The sequence below is a fragment of the Mammaliicoccus sp. I-M35 genome, assembly GCF_022386455.1.
Lineage (GTDB): Bacteria > Bacillota > Bacilli > Staphylococcales > Staphylococcaceae > Mammaliicoccus > Mammaliicoccus sciuri_A.
Genome location: NZ_JAJNIL010000008.1, coordinates 98861 through 121265 on the forward strand (window position 1 = coordinate 98861; position 22405 = coordinate 121265).

At 32.9% G+C, this 22405-nt stretch carries 19 protein-coding genes; 15 read left to right on the forward strand and 4 right to left on the reverse strand.

Annotated features, from left to right (window positions below):
• The first annotated feature begins 43 nt into the window (after positions 1-43).
• Positions 44-1309 carry a Gfo/Idh/MocA family oxidoreductase gene (locus LQ679_RS10415; RefSeq protein WP_239762675.1) on the forward strand — a complete coding sequence of 422 codons (1266 nt, stop codon included), beginning with the start codon at positions 44-46 and terminating at the stop codon, positions 1307-1309.
• Between the two features lie 580 nt (positions 1310-1889).
• On the opposite strand, the gene LQ679_RS10420 is transcribed toward LQ679_RS10415, so the two are convergent.
• On the reverse strand, positions 1890-2645 hold the full coding sequence (locus tag LQ679_RS10420; protein ID WP_185805808.1) for a DeoR/GlpR family DNA-binding transcription regulator: 756 nt from the start codon (positions 2643-2645) through the stop codon (positions 1890-1892).
• A 204-nt stretch (positions 2646-2849) separates the two neighbouring features.
• Between LQ679_RS10420 and LQ679_RS10425 the strand changes: the two genes are divergently transcribed.
• The 10 genes from LQ679_RS10425 to LQ679_RS10470 are packed head-to-tail and all read left to right on the forward strand — an operon-like array spanning position 2850 to position 13924.
• Positions 2850-4304: a CoA-acylating methylmalonate-semialdehyde dehydrogenase gene (locus tag LQ679_RS10425; protein WP_103360919.1), complete on the forward strand. Its 1455-nt coding sequence runs from the start codon at positions 2850-2852 to the stop codon at positions 4302-4304.
• Positions 4305-4320: 16 nt separating this feature from the next.
• Positions 4321-5139, forward strand: coding sequence for a 5-deoxy-glucuronate isomerase (gene iolB / locus LQ679_RS10430; protein ID WP_126477340.1), 819 nt, complete (start codon positions 4321-4323; stop codon positions 5137-5139).
• Between the two features lie 13 nt (positions 5140-5152).
• The gene (iolC, locus tag LQ679_RS10435; protein ID WP_084755318.1) at positions 5153-6112 is read left to right on the forward strand and encodes a 5-dehydro-2-deoxygluconokinase; all 960 of its coding nucleotides are present in this window, start codon (positions 5153-5155) and stop codon (positions 6110-6112) included.
• 13 nt (positions 6113-6125) lie between these two features.
• Positions 6126-8039 carry a 3D-(3,5/4)-trihydroxycyclohexane-1,2-dione acylhydrolase (decyclizing) gene (gene iolD, locus LQ679_RS10440; RefSeq protein ID WP_239762677.1) on the forward strand — a complete coding sequence of 638 codons (1914 nt, stop codon included), beginning with the start codon at positions 6126-6128 and terminating at the stop codon, positions 8037-8039.
• 16 nt (positions 8040-8055) lie between these two features.
• A complete protein-coding gene (locus tag LQ679_RS10445; RefSeq protein ID WP_037590350.1) occupies positions 8056-9075 on the forward strand; it encodes a Gfo/Idh/MocA family protein in 1020 nt (339 codons plus the stop codon).
• Between the two features lie 10 nt (positions 9076-9085).
• Positions 9086-9970, forward strand: a complete 885-nt coding sequence (gene iolE, locus LQ679_RS10450; protein WP_037590351.1) for a myo-inosose-2 dehydratase — start codon at positions 9086-9088, stop codon at positions 9968-9970.
• A gap of 54 nt (positions 9971-10024) precedes the next feature.
• Positions 10025-11614 (forward strand): solute:sodium symporter family transporter, encoded by a 1590-nt coding sequence (locus LQ679_RS10455; RefSeq protein ID WP_037590352.1) that lies wholly within the window; start codon positions 10025-10027, stop codon positions 11612-11614.
• A gap of 13 nt (positions 11615-11627) precedes the next feature.
• Positions 11628-12647, forward strand: a complete 1020-nt coding sequence (iolG, locus tag LQ679_RS10460) for an inositol 2-dehydrogenase (RefSeq protein ID WP_239762679.1) — start codon at positions 11628-11630, stop codon at positions 12645-12647.
• A gap of 24 nt (positions 12648-12671) precedes the next feature.
• Positions 12672-13511, forward strand: coding sequence for a class II fructose-1,6-bisphosphate aldolase (fba, locus tag LQ679_RS10465; protein WP_159316167.1), 840 nt, complete (start codon positions 12672-12674; stop codon positions 13509-13511).
• Between the two features lie 23 nt (positions 13512-13534).
• Positions 13535-13924, forward strand: a complete 390-nt coding sequence (locus tag LQ679_RS10470; protein WP_191836115.1) for a tautomerase family protein — start codon at positions 13535-13537, stop codon at positions 13922-13924.
• Between the two features lie 534 nt (positions 13925-14458).
• Here the strand turns inward: LQ679_RS10470 and LQ679_RS10475 are convergent.
• Positions 14459-15070 (reverse strand): LysE/ArgO family amino acid transporter, encoded by a 612-nt coding sequence (locus LQ679_RS10475; protein WP_239762681.1) that lies wholly within the window; start codon positions 15068-15070, stop codon positions 14459-14461.
• A 96-nt stretch (positions 15071-15166) separates the two neighbouring features.
• Here LQ679_RS10475 and LQ679_RS10480 point away from each other — a divergent pair, with 96 nt between their 5' ends.
• A complete protein-coding gene (locus LQ679_RS10480; RefSeq protein ID WP_239762683.1) occupies positions 15167-16606 on the forward strand; it encodes an aminotransferase-like domain-containing protein in 1440 nt (479 codons plus the stop codon).
• Between the two features lie 22 nt (positions 16607-16628).
• On the opposite strand, the gene LQ679_RS10485 is transcribed toward LQ679_RS10480, so the two are convergent.
• Positions 16629-17585, reverse strand: coding sequence for a 2-hydroxyacid dehydrogenase family protein (locus tag LQ679_RS10485; RefSeq protein ID WP_239762685.1), 957 nt, complete (start codon positions 17583-17585; stop codon positions 16629-16631).
• A gap of 48 nt (positions 17586-17633) precedes the next feature.
• Positions 17634-18383, reverse strand: coding sequence for a MurR/RpiR family transcriptional regulator (locus tag LQ679_RS10490; protein ID WP_037590359.1), 750 nt, complete (start codon positions 18381-18383; stop codon positions 17634-17636).
• 150 nt (positions 18384-18533) lie between these two features.
• Here LQ679_RS10490 and LQ679_RS10495 point away from each other — a divergent pair, with 150 nt between their 5' ends.
• From LQ679_RS10495 to LQ679_RS10505, 3 genes are all read left to right on the forward strand, one after another.
• Positions 18534-20111 carry an alpha-glucoside-specific PTS transporter subunit IIBC gene (locus tag LQ679_RS10495; RefSeq protein ID WP_037590360.1) on the forward strand — a complete coding sequence of 526 codons (1578 nt, stop codon included), beginning with the start codon at positions 18534-18536 and terminating at the stop codon, positions 20109-20111.
• A 20-nt stretch (positions 20112-20131) separates the two neighbouring features.
• Positions 20132-21457 carry a 6-phospho-alpha-glucosidase gene (locus tag LQ679_RS10500; RefSeq protein WP_204255703.1) on the forward strand — a complete coding sequence of 442 codons (1326 nt, stop codon included), beginning with the start codon at positions 20132-20134 and terminating at the stop codon, positions 21455-21457.
• 184 nt (positions 21458-21641) lie between these two features.
• Positions 21642-22382, forward strand: coding sequence for a GTP pyrophosphokinase (locus LQ679_RS10505; RefSeq protein WP_037590362.1), 741 nt, complete (start codon positions 21642-21644; stop codon positions 22380-22382).
• The last annotated feature ends 23 nt before the right edge of the window (positions 22383-22405 follow it).

The window sequence follows — 22405 nt, forward strand, 5'->3', positions numbered from 1 at the left end:
AGTAGTAATATGAAACTATTGAATGATAAAGGGGGACGATTCAATGGGTATAAAAAAAGCGATTTTATTAGGTGCAGGTGACCGTGGGGGAAGAGTTTACGCGAATTTGATAAAATCTTTACCCCATAAAATTAAATTAATTGGGGTAGCAGAACCTGTTAAAGAAAGAAGAGAACGTGTAAGCAGTCACCATAATCTTGATGAACGATACGTACAAGAATCATGGAAAGCATTATTGGACTTAAAGCCAGAAGCTGATATAGCAATTATATGTACTCAAGATAAAGCTCATTTTGAACCAACGATGAAAGCATTAGATTTAGGATATCACGTATTACTTGAAAAACCGATGTCTCCTAGTCCTGAAGAGTGCATTAAAATGGTAGAAAAAGCGAAAGAAATGGATAGAACATTAACGATTTGTCACGTATTAAGATATACACCATTCTGGAGCAGAATAAAATCTATCGTTCAAAATGGAGATATTGGTCAGATTGCATCTATCCAACTTAATGAAAATGTAGAATATATGCATATGTCTCATAGTTTTGTAAGGGGAAATTGGAAAAGTAAAGAACAGTCAAGTCCAATGATATTAGCTAAATCTTGCCATGATATGGATATTATCAGTTATATCATGGATCAAGATTGTAAAAGGATCAATTCCTTTGGTTCATTGATGTACTTTAATGAAGCTAACAAACCAGAAGGCGCACCATTAAGATGTCTAGACGGATGCCCAGTAGAAAATGAATGTCCATTTCACGCTGGAAGGTATTATTTAGGTATCGGTAGAGGATGGGCGATGAAATTTACAGAAGAAAATTCTAACGAAGCGATCATTGAAAGATTAAATCATACGGATTATGGAATATGCGTCTTCCAATCAGATAATGACGTTGTCGATCACCAAGTTGTGAATATGGAATTTGAAAATGGCGCAACAGCAACATTTAGTATGAGCGCATTTACAAGAGAACAAACAAGAATAGTTCAAATAATGGGAACAAAAGGTGAAATAAGAGGAAATATGGAAACAAATGAAATAAGTATTTTTGACTTTTTAACAAGAGAAGAAAAAGTCATTAAATTCCCAGAAGTGAGCAGTGGACATGGTGGAGGAGACGAAGGTATTATAAGAGATTTTATAGATGCAATTAATAGCTCAGATCAAAATGTATCTAAATCAATAGCAAGTAAATCCTTAATCAGTCACTTAATGGCATTCGCAGCAGAAGAATCAAGACTGAACCACGGGCAATCCATAAATATAGACGAATTCTATAATGAAATAGCCCTGACATCATAATATAAGATAAATAAAGACGTGATACCGATAGAAAATAGCAGTATCACGTCTTTTTGTTATGCGCGAAAACGAGGCGCTAACGCTCAAGAGTCGAAAACAAGATCGTTAGAAATTCTAACGTTCAAGAAAGTAAAACAAGATCGTTAGCGGTCAATAAATTTTAAAAAATGTGCAAAAACGAGGCGCTAACGCTCAAGAGTCGAAAACAAGATCGTTAGAAATTCTAACGTTCAAGAAACCGAAACAAGATCGTTAGCGGTCAATAAATTTTAAAAAATGCGCAAAAACGAGGCGCTAACGCTCAAGAGTCGAAAACAAGATCGTTAGAAATTCTAACGTTCAAGAAAGTAAAACAAGATCGTTAGCGGGTAATAAATTTAAAAAAATGCGCGAAAACGAGGCGCTAACGCTCAAGAGTGGAAAACAAGATCGTTAGAAATTCTAACGTTCAAGAAAGTAAAACAAGATCGTTAGCGGTCAATAAATTTTAAAAAATGTGTAAAAACGAGGCGCTAACGCTCAAGAGTGGAAAACAAGATCGTTAGTGCCCCACAAAATCCACGCGTGTTATATTTATTAACTAATATAGTACCTTAATATCATTTTCATCGCAGAACTGTTGTATTTCTTGAGGGAGTACTTTATTAGTAATTATTTTGTCTACGTCACTTAAATTGCAGTATGTTAGTAATGTTGAATGTCCTATCTTACTATTATCCGCTAAAACATAAGTTTCCCGTGCTTTTTTTGTAATAAGTTGTTTGATTAAATTTTCTTCCATCTCTGAATTAGATAGACCATTTGGAATATTAACACCAGTAGCTGCCATAAAGCATTTATTAATATTAAATTTATTCAATAAAATATTAGTATCTATTCCTATGAATGATCGTGTACGTGGTTTGTATTTTTCGCCAATGATAAATAAAGTTACATTTTCAAATTGTGAAGCTTTATTCATGATATCAAGACTGTTCGTAATAATTGTAAATGATAATTTTTTGTCGACATAATCTAATACATGTATTGTTGTTGTTCCTGTATCAATATAAATAATGTCGTTAGTTTCGATATGTGCAGCAGCTAATTGACCGATATGTTTTTTTGATTGATAATTCTCAACATTTCTTTTTTGATAATCAACCGCTTTATATTCATCCTCGATAACTTCAATACCACCATAAACTTTTTTAACTACATTCATATCTACTAAAAGGTTGATGTCACGCCTTATTGTATTAACAGATACATTAAATGTGTCCTTCAATTCATCAATTGAAGCTGTTTTGTTTTTTTTTATGAAAGATTCTATTTCATAAATTCGTTTAGATTTCATATACGATTCCCCCATTTCTTACAATATACCCAAAATTTGCTTATATAACAACTATAAAAAATATAAGTTACTCAAAATTTGACATATTCTACTCGTTATTATAATATTATCTCAACAAGTAACCAATAGTTAATCAATATATACTCATTTTTTAAAAGGTGATGAAAGCGGTTACTTTAATATTTATAACTGGAGGATATGTAAATGGTAGAAATCTTAAAGAATTACGTTAATGGACAATGGCAAGCGTCAAAAAGTAAGGAAACAATAGATGTATACAATCCAGCTACTAAAGAAGTGATTGCTAAAGTACCTGTTTCAACTAGAGAAGAATTAGATGAAGCGGCAAAAATTGCACATGAAGCGTTTCAAGAATGGAAAGAAGTTGCTGTACCTAAACGTGCTCGACTTTTATTCAAACTTCAACAATTACTAACAGACAATAGAGAAGTATTAGCTGAAATTATTACAAAAGAAAATGGTAAGAATACGACAGAAGCTTTAGGTGAAGTACAAAGAGGTATTGAGAATGTTGAATTCGCTGCAGGTGCTCCTTCTTTAATGATGGGTGACTCACTTTCAAGTATCGCTACAAATATAGAAGGAACAAGCTATAGATATCCAGTAGGTGTTGTAGGTGGTATCACACCATTCAACTTCCCAATGATGGTGCCATGTTGGATGTTCCCGATGGCTATTTCGTTAGGTAATACGTTTGTGATTAAACCTTCTGAAAAGACACCATTACTTGTTAATAAACTTGCAGAGTTAATTGAAGAAGCAGGTTTTCCAAAAGGTGTATTCAATGTTGTACATGGTGCACATGATGTTGTGAATGGCATTTGTGAAAATGAACATATTAAAGCTGTATCATTCGTTGGTTCTAAACCAGTAGGTGAATATGTTTATAAAAAAGCAACTGAAAACTTAAAACGTGCGCAATGTTTAACAGGTGCTAAAAACCATACAATCATTTTAAATGATGCGAACATTGATGGCGCAGTTAAAGATGTAATTGGTGCAGCATTTGGATCAGCAGGTGAACGTTGTATGGCAGCAGCTGTAGTAGCTGTTCAAGAAGGTGTTTATGACGAATTTAAAGAAAAACTTGTACAAGCTTCTAAAGATATCGTTATCGGAAATGGCTTAGAAGATAATGTTTTCTTAGGTCCAGTTATTAGAGAAGAAAATGTTGAACGTACATTAAATTACGTTGATCAAGGTGTCGAAGAAGGTGCCAAACTCGTATTAGATGGTAGAGAAGACAACAACAAAGATGGTTTCTTCGTAAAACCGACTATTTTTGAAGATGTTACAACTGATATGAAATTATGGCAAGATGAAATATTCGCACCGGTGCTATCACTTGTTAAAGTAAAAGATCTAAAAGAAGGCATTCAATTAGCGAATCAATCTGAATTTGCGAACGGTGCATGTTTATTTACAGACAGTGCATCATCCATTAGATACTTCAGAGAGTACATTGATGCAGGTATGTTAGGTATTAATTTAGGTGTACCAGCACCAATGGCAATCTTCCCATTCTCTGGATGGAAATCATCATTCTACGGTTCATTACATGCGAACGGTAAAGATAGTATTGATTTCTACACACACCGTAAAGTCGTAACTGCTAGACATGGTAATCCACAATTTTAAGGAGTGAAAAATAGAGATGGCTCGATTATTAAATAAACCTGTACATCATCCATTAAGTGATGATGTACAAGTAATACATGATTTGAAACCTGAAGATATTGATTTAGCTTATATTGGTTTTAAAGTGTTAGACATAAAATCACAAGGTACTTACACAGAATCAACAGGTGATTTTGAACTATGTATTGTCGCTTTAACTGGCAATATTGATGTGTCAGATGGAGAAAGTTCTTATGAAGATTTAGGAACAAGAGATTCAGTATTTGAAAAAATACCAACAGACAGTATCTATATTTCAAAAAATCATGAAGTAACGATTAAAGCGAATAAAGATTCAAGAGTTGTATTTTGTTATTCACCAGCAGATGAAGAAAGAGCAACACAATTAATCCCAGCATCTGAGAACTCAGTAGAAGATAGAGGTAAATATTCAAATAAACGACATGTTCATAATATTTTACCTGATACACATACAGCGAGTGAAAAATTACTTGTCGTTGAAGTGTATACAGATCAAGGTAATTGGTCGAGCTATCCACCACATAAACATGACGTTGATAACTTACCAAATGAATCATTACTTGAAGAAACTTACTATCATGAAATGAATCCAAGTAAAGGTTTCGTCTTTCAACGTGTGTTTACAGACGACCTTTCATTAGATGAAACGATGACAGTAGAGAATAGTGATGTTGTTGTTGTGCCTAAAGGTTATCATCCAGTAGCTGTACCGGATGGTTACGATGGTTATTACTTAAATGTTATGGCAGGACCTAAAAAAGTTTGGAAATTTTATAATCAACCAGATCATGAATGGATTATTGATAGAGAATAAGGGGTGTACGTGAATGTCTAATAAAAAACAAATTATAGCAATAGGTCGTGCAGCAATAGATTTAAACTCAATAGAAATTAATAGACCAATGGAAGAAACAGAATCATTTCGCAAATATGTTGGTGGCTCACCAGCTAATATCATGATTGGTACAGCAAAGTTAGGTTTAGATGTGGGTATGATTGCCAATGTATCAGATGATCAACATGGAAGATTTATTACGAATTACTTTGAAGAAGTAGGTGTTGATACTTCTCAAATACATGTAGATGAAGATGGACATAAAATCGGCTTAACGTTTACAGAAATTAAAAGTCCGAGTGAGTCTAGCATATTAATGTATAGAGAAGAAGTAGCAGATTTATATTTAGCGCCTGAACATGTAGATGAATCATACGTTAAAAATTCAGAATATTTGCTTATTTCAGGAACGGCATTAGCTAAATCTCCATCAAGAGAAGCAGTATTAAAAGCACTGTTACTAGCGAAAAAACATAATGTACAAGTAATCTTTGAATTGGATTATAGACCTTATAGTTGGAAAGACGAAGAAGAAACTTCTATTTACTATGAGTTAGTCGCTGAACAAGCTGATGTCGTAATTGGAACACGTGATGAATTTGATATGGTCGAAAGATATAAAGCATTATCAGACAAAGAAATTAGTGAACTATTATTTAAAGCTAATCCACATTTAGTTGTCATTAAACACGGTGTGCAGGGTTCAAATGCATTTGATAAAGAAGGCAATACTTATGAAGGTAAAGCATTTAAAGCCAATGTCGTTAAAACATTTGGAGCTGGCGATTCATACGCAGCCGCATTTATTTATGCATTAGTTAAAGGTAAGTCAGTTGAAGAAGCATTGAAATATGGTGCAGCTTCAGCAGCGATTGTTGTAAGTAGTCATAGTTCATCTGAAGCGATGCCTACAGTTGATAAAATAGAAAATTTAATTAAAGAACAATCTTAAGGTGGTATTAAACATGGTTAATACAGTGAAGTTAACAACTGGAGAAGCAATTGTTAGATTTTTGACGAAACAATATATTTCGATTGATGGAAAAGAGACAAGATTTGTTGAAGGTGTCATGAATATTTTTGGCCACGGTAATGTCCTTGGTTTAGGAGAAGGACTATCAAATTATCAAAAAGAATTAAAAATAATCCAAGGCAAAAATGAACAAGGTATGGCACATACAGCAATTGGTTTTAGTAAACAAAGTTTACGAAAAAAAGTATTTGCAGTGACAACATCTGTCGGTCCAGGTGCTGCTAACCTTGTAACGGCAGCAGGTACAGCCGCAGCAAATCATATACCAGTATTATTTTTACCAGGAGATACATTTGCAACTCGTCAACCAGATCCAGTATTACAACAGATTGAAAACCCTCAAAGTATTGGTATTACTACAAATGATGCGTTAAAACCAATTTCGAGATATTTTGATCGCATAACGAGACCTGAGCAAATCATGTCTGCCTTAATTCGTGCATTTGAGGTCATGACAAACCCTCAAACAGCGGGTCCTGTGACATTAGCATTGAGCCAAGATGTTCAAGGAGAGTCATACGATTTCCCAAAAACATTTTTTGAAAAGCGCGTACATTATGTTGATAGACTTCAACCTTCTAATAGATCAATAGATGCAGCAGTTGAACTATTGAAGACAGCTAAAAAACCACTATTAATTGTTGGTGGTGGTGCTAAATATTCAGAAGCTCAAGATGCTATAAAAGCATTTATAGAAAAAACGAATATTCCTATTGCAGAAACTCAAGCAGGTAAATCAACAATAGAAGCCTCTCATCCATTGAATCTTGGTGGTCTTGGCGTTACAGGAAATTTAGCAGCCAATCTATATGCAAAAGAAGCTGATGTCATTATTGGTATTGGAACAAGGTATTCAGACTTTACAACTAGCTCAAAGACAGTAGCTAACTTTGATAATGCAAAATTTATAAACATTAATGTTAATAGAGTTGATGCTTATAAATTAGATGCGATACAAGTAGTTGGAGACGCAAAAATATCAATTAGTTTATTGGATAAAGCATTAAGTAAATGTCAATTTAATACATTAGATGAAGTAAATGATTTAAAAAATAAATGGTCAGAAGAAAGAGAAAGATTATCTCATGTAGATATTAATAAAAATGATTTTGAAGCTGAAATATCAGGTCATTTTAGTAAAGAAAAACTTAATCAATACATTGAAGCCTTAGAAACGGAATTACCACAAACAAATGCGGTTATTAAAGTTAATGAAACAATCGATAATGATGCAATAATCGTTGCCGCTGCTGGATCTTTACCAGGAGACTTAGAAAGATTGTGGGAGACCGATATATTTAATACTTACAATATGGAATATGGTTATTCTACGATGGGGTACGAAATTGCAGCTGCACTTGGTGCAAAAATAGCAAATCCCCAAAAAGAAGTATATGCATTAGTTGGTGATGGAAGTTTCTTGATGCTGCACACTGAATTACTAACTGCATTGCAATATAACTATAAAATTAACATTGTATTATTTGATAACAGTGGATTTGGTTGTATCAACAATTTACAAATGGGTAATGGTAGTGAAAGTTTTTGTACTGAATTTAATGATTATAACGGCAAAGTCATGAATGTAGATTATAAGAAAATTGCAGAAGGATATGGTGCTGTTTCATACAAGGTTAACAGTCTTCAAGCTTTAGAAGATGCAATTAAAGATGCTAAAAAAGAAACAAAATCTACATTAATAGAAATTAAGACTTTACCTAAAACAATGACTGACGGATATGAATCATTCTGGAATGTTGGTGTATCCGAACATAGTGAAAAATCAAATATAAATACATCATATCAAGAAAAGGTTCAAGCTATGAAAAAAGCAAAACAATATTAATAAGGAGATTCATAACATGACAAAAATAAAAATTGGTCAAGTTGGTTTAGGTAGATTAGGAAAAGTGCATGCAGAAAACATTGTTAATCATGTGAAAGGCGCAGAATTATTCGCTGTTGCAAGTGTTGTTGAGCAAGAATTAGCATACGCCAAAGATGAATTAGGTGTAAAAAATTGCTATACATCCTATTCAGAAATGATAGAAAACGATGAGCTAGATGCAGTTGTAATTGTTTCACCAAGTGGATTTCATGCAGTTCAAATTTCACAAGCATTAGATAAAGGTTTGCATGTCTTTTCAGAAAAACCTATTGGACTTGAATTAGATAATATCAAACAAGTTGTTGAAAAAATAAATAGTCACTCAGACAAAGTGTTTCAGTTAGGTTTTATGCGTAGATTTGATGATTCTTACCAATTTGCTAAAGACGTTGTTCAGAATGGTGAACTAGGTAAAATTACAGCAATGAGATGTTATGGAATAGATCCTAGTGCAGGGTTAGATAGCTTTATCCAATTTGCGAAGAACAGTGCGAGTGGTGGCATATTTTTAGATATGTCGATTCATGATATTGATCTAGTACGCTGGTTCACAGGTTCAGAATTTAAAACTGTTTATTCACTAGGTAATAACATAGCAGCACCTGAATTAACAGAATGTGAAGAATTGGAAACAGGTGCATGTCTGGCAGAATTAGATGACGGTACAATCGCATACTTATTAGCAGGAAGAAATGCACAACATGGATACCATGTTGAAACAGAAATCATAGGAACTGAAGGCATGATAAGAATCGGAAATGCACCTGAGAAAAACTTAGTTACACTTTATGACAAAAACGGCGTCGTTAGACCGACTTCAGGTCATTTTCCTGAACGATTCAAACTAGCATTTATTAATGAAATTAATGCATTTATAGAATCTATCAATAATAATGTTCCTTCATCAATAACAGGTATTGATGGATTGAAAAGTACAGAGGTTGCAATTGCAATGCAAGAATCTTATGAAAAGAAAACAATCATTAAGTTGTGAGGTGAAGTAAATGACTAAAAATATTCGATACGCATGTGCACCGATAGCTTGGACAAATGATGATATGCCAGAACTAGGGCGTGAAAATTCATTTGAGCAATGTATAAGTGAAATGGCACTCTCTGGGTATGAAGGTACAGAAATTGGTAACAAGTACCCGAAAGATCCTGAAGTTTTGAAATCATATTTGGAACCAAGAGGACTATCAGTCGCAAGTGCATGGTTAAGCTTATATTTAACTTCCGAACCATATGAAGTAACAGAAGAAGCATTTATAAAACATAGAGATTTTTTACATGCATTAGGCGCTAACGTTATTGTTGTGTCAGAACAAGGCAATAGTATTCAAGGAGATTTAACGAAAGCATTATTTAAAGAAAAACCTATATTCACCGAACAAGAATGGCAATTATTAATAGACGGATTAGAGAAGCTAGGACAATTAGCACATGAAAAAGATATGGAAATCGTATACCACCATCACATGGGTACAGGTGTACAAACGACAAAAGAAATAGATGAATTAATGGAAAGAACAAACAAAGATAATGTTTCTCTCTTATTTGATACAGGACACCTTGTCCTTTCTGGCGAAGATCCGATAGACATATTTGAAAGATATGAAGATAGGATAAAACATATTCATTTTAAAGATGTTCGACAAGATGTTAAAGAAGCTGTAGATAAAGAAAGTAGTTGCTTCTTGGATGGTGTAAAAAAAGGTATGTTCACAGTACCTGGAGATGGTGTAATAGATTTTAAACCTATCTTAGATTTAATTTATAAATCTGATTACAGTGGGTGGATTGTAGTTGAAGCTGAACAAGATCCAGCGATTGCAAATCCATTTATATATGCAAAAAAAGCAAAAGAATATATAGCACAATATCAATAAAATTTTAAACAAAATGGTATAGGAGTTAAGGGCTCCTAAAGGGAGAGAATTATCATGAGTATGTTTGCAGCAATTTCATTTGTTTTAGTTGTTATATGTGTCGGTGTATATGCTTACTTACGAAGTAGAAAGATTAATACTCAAGATTCAGATGGATTCTTTATGGGTGGTAGAAGTTTAACAGGTTTTACAATTGCTTCTACAATTATTATGACTAATTTATCTACAGAACAAATAGTTGGTCAAAATGGTCAAAGTTTCGTTGCAGGTATGGAAGTTATGGCATGGGAAGTAACATCATCAGTAGCCATTGTAATATTAGCACTTGTCTTTTTACCTAGATATTTTAGGTATGGTGTAGATACAATATCAGATTTTATTGAAATGAGATTTGATACTTTCACGAAACGACTCGTATCTTTATTATTCATATTTACTTATGTTGTTTCATTCTTACCAGTTGTCTTATATTCTGGTGCACTAGTGTTTAATAAAATTTTCAATGTAAGTGAAATGCTAAATATAAGCGATATGACTGCAGTTATTTTAATATCAACAGTAATAGGTATAGTAGGAATTATATATTTATTCATAGGTGGATTATCTTTAAGTGCACATAGTGATTCTATCTACGGTGTCGGTTTAATTATAGGTGGACTTGCTATACCAACTTTAGGTCTCATTATTTTTGGAGATGGAAACTTCTTACACGGGTTTGATAAAGTGGTTCAGAACACGCCGGAAAAACTCAATTCACTGGGTGCGATTGATTCTAAGATAGTACCATGGCCAACGTTGTTCTTTGGTATGTTCTTCAACAATTTATTCTTCTGGTGTACTAACCAAATGATTGTTCAAAAAGCACTTGCTGGTAAAAGTTTAAAAGAAGCACAAAAGGGTGCTATGTATGTAGGTACATTTAAAATTTTTGGTGCTTTATTCTTAGTATTTCCAGGTGTATTAGCATTCAATATGTTAGGAGACAAAGTTACAAATCCTGATAATGCTTATCCAATGCTAGTTAATGAAGTATTACCAGAATGGGCATATGGTCTATTTGGAGCAGTTATTTTTGGTGCTATTCTAAGTTCGTTTGTTGGATCTTTAAATAGTACAGCAACTTTGTTCTCTTTAGACTTTTATAAATCAATTATCAACAAAGAAGCTAGTAATAAACAAGTATCAAGAATTGGTAGATTGGTTACAGTATTAGTAGGTGTAATTGTTGTAATAATTGCACCAATGATTTCTCTGTTCCCACAAGGTTTATATGCAGTTGTACAAGAGTTTAATGGTATTTATAACATGCCACTTTTAGTACTTGTATTGGTAGGATTTTTTGTAAAACGTACATCACAGCTTGGCGCTAAAGTGATGTTTATTTTACACATTGTATTGTATGCGCTTTCAAAAGTTTTGATTACAGAAATACATTTCTTATATGTATTAAGTGTACTATTCTTTGTAGATTTACTTATAGTGATGTTATTCAATAAATGGAAACCATCTGATGAGTTTGATTTCAGTGTAAATTACGCAAAAGTAGATATCACACCATGGAAACATAGATATTTAGTAGGTGGTATTATCATATTTGTAGTTATTGGCACATACGTATTATTCTCACCACTCGGATTAGCATAGGAGGAAGAAAAATATGACACTAACATTCGGAGTAATTGGAGCAGGTAGAATTGGCCAATTACATATAAATTATTTAAGAACACATAAAGATGTAAATATTAAGTGGATTTCAGACTTATATTGCGACAAGATGGAAGATTGGATCAAAAAAGCAGGAATAGAAAATAAAACTAAGGATCATATGGATATTATTAATGATCCTGAGGTAGATGCAGTAGTAATATGTTCACCTACCGATACGCATGTAGATATCATTAAAGAAGCTAGTGCAAAAGGAAAGCACATCTTCTGCGAGAAACCGATTAGTTTGTCTATTGATGAAGCAAAAATTGCATTAGAAGCGGTAAAACAATCAAATGTGAAACTGCAAATGGGCTTTAATAGACGTTTTGATAAAAACTTCAAAGAGTTAAGAGATATTTTAAATAAAGGTGAACTTGGTAATATTCAAACATTAAGGATTACTTCAAGAGACCCAGAGCCACCACCAGTAGAATATATTAAACGCTCAGGTGGGCTTTTCATGGATATGATGATTCATGACTTTGATATGGCAAGATATTTAATGCAATCTGAAATAACAGAAGTGTATGCAACTGGTGGTGCACTTGTAAATCCTGAAATTGCTCAATATGATGATATCGATACAGCACTTGTAACACTTAAATTCGAAAATGGCTCAATGGCCATAATTGAAAACTGTAGAAGAAGTGTATATGGATATGATCAACGAGTTGAAGTATTGGGTGATAAAGGTGCAATTGATGTAGGTAATGAACAAACAACGACATTAAATTATCATAGAGCTGAAGGAATATCTAAAGACAATCCGCCATACTTCTTCTTAGCACGTTATAGTGACGCTTATAAAGTAGAAATGGATGGATTTATTGAAGCTATCTTAAATGACACTGAAGTAATTTGTTCAATAGAAGATGGCTATAAAGCTCAAGAAATTGCTGTGAAATGTAAAGAGTCGTTACTATCAAATGAACCTAAGTCGCTATTAAATAAACAATCAAAGACACTTTAAAAAAGGAAGGTGGAACGTTATAGAATGAATACATTTATACACAAAGCAAAGACAGAACATTATGCTATTCCACAAATTAATGTTAACGGATTAATATGGATTGAATGTATTTTAAAAGTTGCTGAGAAAACACGTTCCCCCATTATTTTAGGAACGACAGATAAAATTATAGATTTTTTAGGTGGGTATGATTTTATCTGTAAAACAATCAGAAATAAAATAGAGTCAATGAATATAACAGTACCAGTAATTATACATCTAGATCATGGTTTAACTGTTGAAGGGTGTAAGAAAGCAGTAGATGCTGGTTATGATTCAGTTATGTTTGATGGGTCTAAATTACCAATTGAAGAAAATATAGAACTTACCAAACAAGTAGTAGAATATGCACATAAAAATAACGTGATTGTAGAAGGTGAAGTTGGAGCAATTGGTGGAAACGAAGACGGTGTCATAGGAAATGTACAATATGCGAAGTTAGAAGATTGTATAAACTTAGCACAAAAAGCACATATAGATACATTGGCACCAGCACTCGGGTCAGTACACGGTAAATATAAAGGTGAACCTAATTTAGGATTTAAAGAAATGAAAGAAATTCAAGAAACAATTGATATACCTTTAGTATTACATGGTGCATCAGGTATATCAGACGAAGATTTAGTGAAAGCGATAAAATTAGGTCACGCAAAAATTAACTTTAATACAGAAATAAATATTGCGTGGAGTAATGAACTTAGAGAAGTATTAACTAACGATACAAGTTTGTTTAATCCACAACAAATATTGAACCCAAGTAAAAAAGCAATCGAACGAACAGTTGAATCAATTATTTATAAATGCCAATCTAATGGCAAAGTATAATAAGACGATAAGTGGTGGATAATATGCCTTTAATGAAAATAGATATAATAAAAGGAAGAAAAAAGAGTGAAATCAAACAAATATTGGATATAGCATATGAAACAATGCTAACTGCATTTGATGCGCCAATAGGTGATAGATATCAAATAGTTACGCAACATGAAGATTATGAAATGGAAATATTAGATACTGGATTAGGTGTAGAGCGAACAGAGGGTGTTATAATTTTCACGATTATTACAAGACCAAGAACCCAACAACAAAAAGTACAGTTCTATAGAGAAGTTGTAAATGAGTTGCATGACAAATTAAATATAAGAAAAGAAGACGTTATGTTTAGTATAGTCGAGAATACAGATGAAGATTGGAGTTTCTTCAAAGGAGAAGCACAATTTTTGAATGGAACTTTATAAAAAGTTAAACATAATGATGAAATTCTACTTTTTAATAAATGCTGACACTGATTAATAAATTAGTGCCAGCATTTATTTTGTTTAAACTAATCTAACGCTCAAGAATCGTAAACAAGATCGTTAGCGCACGAAAATGAGCTCAAAAACTGAAAAAAAGTAGTTCTAACGCTCAAGAGTCGAAAACAATATCGTTAGAAATTCTAACGTTCAAGAAAGTAAAACAAGATCGTTAGCGCACGAAAATGAGCTCAAAAACTGAAAAAAAGTAGTTCTAACGCTCAAGACTCGAAAACAAGATCGTTAGAAATTCTAACGCTCAAGAAAGTGAAACAAGATCGTTAGCGGTCAATAAATTTTAAAAAATGCGTGAAAACAGGGCGCTAACGCTCAAGACTCGAAAACAAGATCGTTAGAAATTCTAACGTTCAAGAAAGTGAAACAAGATCGTTAGCGGGTAATAAATTTTAAAAAATACGCGAAAATGAGCCCCTCAACCCCCAACTAAAATCCCAACCAAAACATTTTTACCTCATTCTACATATTGATTATATTTTTAATAATGAGTGCTGCGACGAATAAGATGATGATACTTGATACTTTATTTAATATGATGATAAATTTACCTGATTTATCAAACATGCCGACTTGTTTACCTGCTATAGCGAGTCCGAAGAACCAGAACCAAGAGATAAAGATTGTTGCTACTGTAAATCCGACTTTTTCATACCCTGAATATAGTGATGCACTTGTACCGATAACACCGACTGTATCCATAATGGCATGTGGATTGAGCAATGATACAGATAGTGCAAAGCTGATTTGTTTTTTAGCTGATATTGCTAAGTCTGAACCATTGCTTGATGATTTTTCGTTCCATAACGTCCAAGCCATATACAATAGAAAAATTAATCCAACGATATATATGATTAATTGCAGTGATGGATAATGATTTAAGATGAGTGATACGCCAAACACTGCAAGTAATATGAGTAATGTGTCACATAGACCAGCTGTAATAACAACGGGTAAAGCTTTATTTAAGCTTTTATGATTTGCACCTTGATTAAAAACAAATATATTTTGAGCACCTAATGGTAAAATTAAACCGAGTGCTAATAAAAGACCGTGGATGACTGCTTGAAACATTTGATTGAACCTCCTTTTTGTATAGTATAAAAGAAATAAGCTACAATGAAATCATCCAGAATTAAATTTATGCCCAACCAGATTGGAGTTACATTTATGGAAAAACCTATCTACCAAAAAATTATAGATGATATGTTAAGAGATATTAATAATGGTCAATTAGAAGTTGGTATGAAAATACCTTCGCAAAGAGCTTTAACACAAAAGTATGGTGTAAATAGATCAACAATTGTACATGTGATTGATATTTTAAAAAGTTATGGCGTGCTTGAAAGTAAGGAAAGAAAAGGGATATATGTTTCGAAAAATAAATGGAATGAGTATGTAAGTAATAATTTGAATTGGCAAGATTATATAGGTAATAGTATTAACCAGAACAACCAATATTATATTAGAGAAATTAATCGATGCGAATTTATACCTAACATGGTGAGATTAGGGACAGGCGAACTTTCGCCAGAATTAATACCTAATGATACATTTCATGAAATCATTTCTAAAGATTTAAGTCGTCAATTGACATCAAATTATGAAGCACCTAAAGGGAATATTCAGTTGAGACAACAAATTAAAGAACTTGTTAAAAAAAGAGGTATTGAGTGTAGTGTAGAAGAAATTTGTATCACTTCTGGTGCATTACAAGGTTTGAAGTTGATAGCTGATGGATTATTAATCCCCAAATCAAAAATTATCGTTGAAACACCATCTTATATCAATTCAATTAGAACTTGGCACAAAATTCATTCCAAAATGATACCTTTATCAATTGATTATATAAGAAATAATATTCATACGATTTTTAAAGAAGATGAAGATTACAGTAATAGCATATTTTATTGTAATCCTACATTGCACAATCCTACATCACACACATATACATTGAAAGAAAAGGAACAAATTCTTGAACAGTGTAAAGCGAAGGGTATTCCTGTTGTGGAAGATGATATATATAGTGAGCTGTGGTTTGAAGGTCCGATACCTAAATCTATGAAAGAGCTTGATACAAGTCATAATGTGCTGTATTTAGGAAGTCTATCTAAAACAGTTAGTCCAGGTCTTAGAATAGGGTGGTTAATTGGTAACGAACGAGTCATTAATCATTTAGCAGATTTAAAAATGCAAAATGACTATGGTGCAAGTTCGATTTCTCAATTTATAGCTACTAAATGGTTAGCACATTACCATGAGACACATATTGAAGACATTAAACGCAATTTAAAAAGGCGCAAAGATATGATGGAAGATGCTTTAACAGAATCTTTCTTAGATATTGGTAGATGGTCTAAAGTAGAAGGGTCTTTCTATATATGGTTCAAATTTAATGAAAGTATTGATTTAAAAAGGTTATTCCAACTGGCCATAGAGGAAGGGTTACTCATTCATCCAGGGGAGATATATTCAGAAAAAGAAAAGCATAGTTTAAGATTTTCTTTTTCATATATTGATGAACATGATATAAAAGAAAGTATTTATAAATTAAGAACGATCATCGATAAAGAAAACTTGTTAAATAAAAGAAAATCCTCGGACTCTTAATATGAGTGCGAGGATCTTTTTATTATTTGTTCACAATGTAGTCTGGTGTACCACCTTGTAGTTTCTTAATCGTATTATTTGCAACGATTCTTGCCATTTCATCACGTGCTTCAAATGTAGCATTTCCGATGTGCGGTGTTATCACGACATTGTCCATTGTTTTAAGTGCATCTGTAATTTTTGGTTCAAATTCAAATACATCTAATGCAGCACCTTCGATTGTTTTAGATTGTAGAGCTTCAACTAAAGCTTGTTCATCAACGATAGGTCCGCGAGATGCGTTAATAATATATGCTGTATCTTTCATTTTTTCAAAAGTATCTTTATTGAATAAATGATGTAAATCATCAGAGTAGGCAGCATTAATTGTAATGAAATCTGCTTGTTCTAACATCTCATCAAGACTGACGTAAGTAGCCCCTAATGAAGCTTCTTGTTCTGGCTTTCTATGTGGTCCAGTATAAAGGATGTTCATGTCAAAACCTTTGGCACGTCTAGCAACAGCAGAACCTATTTCACCAAGTCCAACTATGCCGATAGTCTTACCGGAGACTTCCCTACCTCTAAAGAATAGAGGTGCCCAACCGTTGAATCCAGTTGTTCTACAAAGTTGATCGCCTTCAGCAATTCTTCTAGATACGGCAAGTAAAATGCCAATCGTTAAATCTGCTGTAGCATTTGTTGAGGCTTTCGGTGTATTTGTAACATCTATTCCTTTTTCTCTCGCATATTTAACGTCAATGTTATTGAAACCAGCACCATAATTTGCGATGATTTTTAAGTTTGGTGCTTGATCAATAATTTCTTTATCGATATTTGTAGATAGTGGACTAATAATTGCATCTACGTCTGTTACTTTTTGAAGTAAAGTATCTTTCGTAATTAATTGATCCCCTTCAAAGACTTCTACTTCAAAATGTTCTTGTAGCATTTCTAATCCTTCTGTTGGAATTTCTCCAGTTATGAATACTTTATTCATGATGTAACCTCCTATAGAACTTTTCATCGTTTATATGATAATTATACCCTAATGAGCAAGTTTCCATTCACTGAATTTACGTACGATGACTTCAAAAGCAATGTGATACGGTAAGAAGCTGGAATAAGAAGTTTGATTAAATAATTCTATCGGTGAACTATTAACATATATATTGTAGCTCGCATTCTGAGCTAAATAGTTATCCTTTAATGTTGTAATAGAAATATAACTAATATTTCGTGTATGCATAATTTCGACGTTCTCTCTTAAGTGTGATGTTTCGCCTGATAATGAAATGATGAAAATTAAATCATCTTTATTCATTTGATTCATAGCGATTTTAAGTTCATTCTCGTCGTTAATAACCATTACTCTTTTATTGATAGAAAGAAAGTGTCGTTGAGCATCACGTGCAACGTTTAATTGTGCGACACCTGTACCATATATGTAGATATAAGGCGCTTGATTGATTTGTTCGCTTATATAATCAAAGTCGATCATTTTTAAATGTTTCATAGTTTGTTGTAAATCTTGCTCTAAACTTTCAATGATATCTGTCGATGGTTTAGATGTTTGTCTATTTAATTTAATGTAAGCTTTAAAATCACTATAACCATCAAAGCCAAGTTTGCGAGCGAGTCGGTGAATAGAAGAAATTGAAGTGTGTGATATATCGGCGATTTCTTGTATTTTTAATCGATGAATCAAGTGAATATTTTGATTAATCATTTGTATGATATGTATATCGTTGTCATTAAGTTGTTGATAATGTTCATTAATCAGTTTATCCAAAATCATTATAATTCTCCATTCGAAGTGAAAAAATTTTCATGTTATGAAAATATAATCTAAGTTTACTATGTGATTTCTATTTACGTCAAACCTATTGGCAAATGTAAGCGCTTCCTATATTGTTGAGATAAATTGATGAGGAAAAGGGGTTAAAATATGAATGCAATTAAACGATTTGGTAGTGCCATGATTGTTCCGGTATTACTATTTGCATTTTTTGGTATTGTTGTAGGATTTGCAACATTATTTAAAAATCCAAATATTATGGGTTCAATAGCTGAAGATGGCACAATGTGGTTTAAAATTTGGAGTTTAATTGAAGCGGGTGGTTGGACAATATTCAACCATATGGAGCTAGCGTTTGTGATTGGACTTCCAATCTCACTTGCTAAAAAAGCTCAAGGTAGAGCAACACTAGCAGCTTTAATGATTTATTTAGTATTTAACAATTTTATTAATGCAATTTTAACCCTTTGGCCAAAGACGTTCGGTGTAGATTTATCAAAGGGTGTTGAAAATTTAACGGGTGTAAAAGAAATAGCTGGTATTCCAACATTAGACACAAGTATTATTGGTGCAATTTTCATATCAGCAATTGTTATTTGGATACATAATCGTTTCTATGATAAGAAATTACCTGAAATGGTTGGTATTTTCCAAGGTCTACCATACGTTGTTATCATTGGATTCTTTGTTATGATCCCAATCGCTTTTATCGTATGTGCGGTATGGCCAACAGTACAAGCAGGTATCGGTTCATTACAAGGTGTCATGTTGAAATCAGGATTTGTAGGGGTTTGGCTATTCCACTTCTTAGAAAGAATATTGATTCCTACAGGGTTACATCATTTCATATACACACCATTTGAATATGGACCTGCAGCGGTCAACGGTGGATTGAAACCTTATTGGATTCAACACTTAACAGAATTCTCAAATTCTGCTAAATCTCTTAAAGAACTTTATCCATATGGATTCTTGTTACAAGGTAACATTAAAATATTTGGTTGTTTAGGTATTGCGTTAGCGATGTATGCTTCAACACCGAAAGAGAACAAGAAAAAAGTATTAGCATTAGTATTACCAGCTGGATTAACAGCAATTTTCGCAGGAATTACAGAACCATTAGAGTTTACGTTCTTATTTATAGCACCATACTTATTCTTAATTCATGCATTATTAGGTGCGACAATGGTTACAATTATGTACCTATTTGGTGTAGTCGGTATTCAAGGTGGTGGCGCGATAGAAATCGCGGCTATAAACTGGATTCCATTATTCTCTAATCACGGTATGACTTACGTTGCACAATTTATCATTGGTATCATCTTTGTTGTCATTTACTTCTTTGTATTTAAGTTTATTATTGAGAAGTTTAATGTTCCATTACCTGGACGTGTACCTGATGATGGAGAAGCTAAGCTTTATACGAAAGAAGATTATAAGTCTAAGAAAGCAAGTGCTGATACACAGATGGATGACAATGCATCAGAATACGATACGAAAGCTATTTATTTCTTAGAAGGATTAGGTGGCAAAGACAATATTAAAGACGTTACAAATTGTGCGACACGATTAAGAGTAACGGTTAAAGATCCAAGTTTAGTAAAAGATAATGACTATTTCACGCATAATCAAATGGCACATGGTGTAGCGAAAAGTGGTACAAATGTTCAAGTAATTGTGGGACTAAGTGTACCTCAAGTAAGAGATTCATTTGAAACGATGATATAAATATATGGAGGTCATAAATAATGAAGAAATTTAACATCACAATAGCAGGTGGCGGAAGTACATTTACGCCAGGTATTATATTAATGTTACTGGACCATTTAGAAGATTTTCCGATTGATACGATTAAACTATACGACAATGATAGTGATAGACAACAAACCATTGCGGATGCTTGTGAAATACTTCTTAGTGAAAGAGCGCCTGGTGTTAAGTTACTGGCGAGTACGGATCCTAAAACAGCTTTTGAAAATGTAGATTTCGTTATGGCACACATACGTGTTGGTAAATATGCGATGAGAGAACAAGATGAGAAGATTCCATTGAAACACGGTGTAGTTGGACAAGAAACGTGCGGACCTGGTGGGATATCTTATGGTATGCGTTCTATTACAGGCGTATTAGAAATTGTAGATTACATGGAACAATATTCACCAAATGCTTGGATGTTAAATTATTCAAATCCAGCAGCAATTGTAGCTGAAGCAACTCGAAAATTAAGACCTCACTCTAAAATTTTAAATATTTGTGATATGCCAATCGGTATTGAAGAACTGATGGCAACAAATATTGGGCTGAAATCTAGAAAAGAAATGGTCGTTAAATATTATGGTTTAAATCACTTCGGTTGGTGGACAGATATAAGAGATAAGTCAGGTAATGATTTAATGCCAAGTATCATTAAACACGTTGAACAATTTGGGTATTCGACTGATACGGGCAGCGATATTGAACAAGAAGCAAGTTGGAATGACACGTTCAAGAAAGCACGTGATGTACAAGCGCTTGATAAAGATACGTTACCTAACACATATTTAAAATATTACTTCTTCCCTGATTATGTTGTGGAACATTCAAATAAAGACTATACAAGAGCAAATGAAGTAATGGCAGGACGAGAAAAATTTGTGTTCGGTGAATGTCAAAAAATTATTGATCAAGGCACAGCTAAAGGAACGGAATTAACAATAGATGAACATGCATCTTATATCGTAGACTTAGCAAGAGCGATTGCGTTTAATACGAAAGAAAGAATGTTGATGATTGTTGAGAATAAAGGTGCCATTTCAAACTTTGAACCAACAGCGATGGTTGAAATTCCATGTTTAGTTGGTAGCGAAGGTCCAGAACCATTATCAGTTGGTGAAATCCCAAGATTCCAAAAAAGTTTAATGGAACAACAAGTAGGTGTTGAGAAATTAACAGTTGAAGCTTATGAAGAACAATCTTATCAAAAACTATGGCAAGCACTAACGTTATCTCGCACAGTTCCGAGTGCATCAGTAGCTAAAGATATACTAGATGACCTAATTGAAGCAAATAAAGAATACTGGCCAGAATTAAAGTAGCATTGAGAAATGTATTTGTATATATAACGTGCAAGGCTTACGAGTCTTGCGCGTTTTTCTTTGTCTTACAAACGTTTAAGAACACTATATCGTATATCGACTTTCTTTAATCGCAAACTTTTAAATGATATAATTAGATGAAGTGATATATATTTTTTATTTAAAAATATAAGGGAGCATATCTATGTATATAGAAAGAAAACCAACAATCAATTTAGCAGAATTAAAGAAGGAATTTACGAATAATTTAGGTGAAATTGAATATGCGCAGTCTTCTGAACAAGCGCTAGAAGAGTTGTTTAATTTTGTAGAACTACAACATCAATATGCTGCAGCTTTAGAAGAAATCGGGACAAAGTTGAAAATATTGGACGATGAATTCCAAGTTGCTTATAAACATAATCCAATTCACCATATGGAAAAGCGTGTTAAAGAATTTCCAAGTCTTATTAAGAAATTAAGACGCAAAGGATTTCCTTTAAATGCGAATTCAGCAAAAGAGAATATTCAAGATATCGCGGGAATAAGAGTGATTTGTAATTATCTAGAAGATGTCTATACAATTGAAAAATTATTACTTAGACAAACAGACGTAAAATTGTTAAAAAGAAAAGACTATATAGAAAATCCTAAAATGAATGGATATAAAAGTTTACATTTAGTTGTATCTATTCCTGTATTTTTGGCGGAAAGTGTTCAAATGATACCTGTTGAAATTCAAATTAGAACAATTGGAATGGATATGTGGGCAAGTTTGGAACATAAATTAAGATATAAGAATTCTCATGTATCTACTGAACAATATGAAGAAAAGTTAAAAGAATGTTCAATAGAAATAACAAATGTAGAACGCAAAATGCAAGAAATGAATGATGAAATCTATCATGATACGAATAAAAGTATGATAAAAATAGACAAAAATTAATACATTTGGCACAAAGAAGAGCA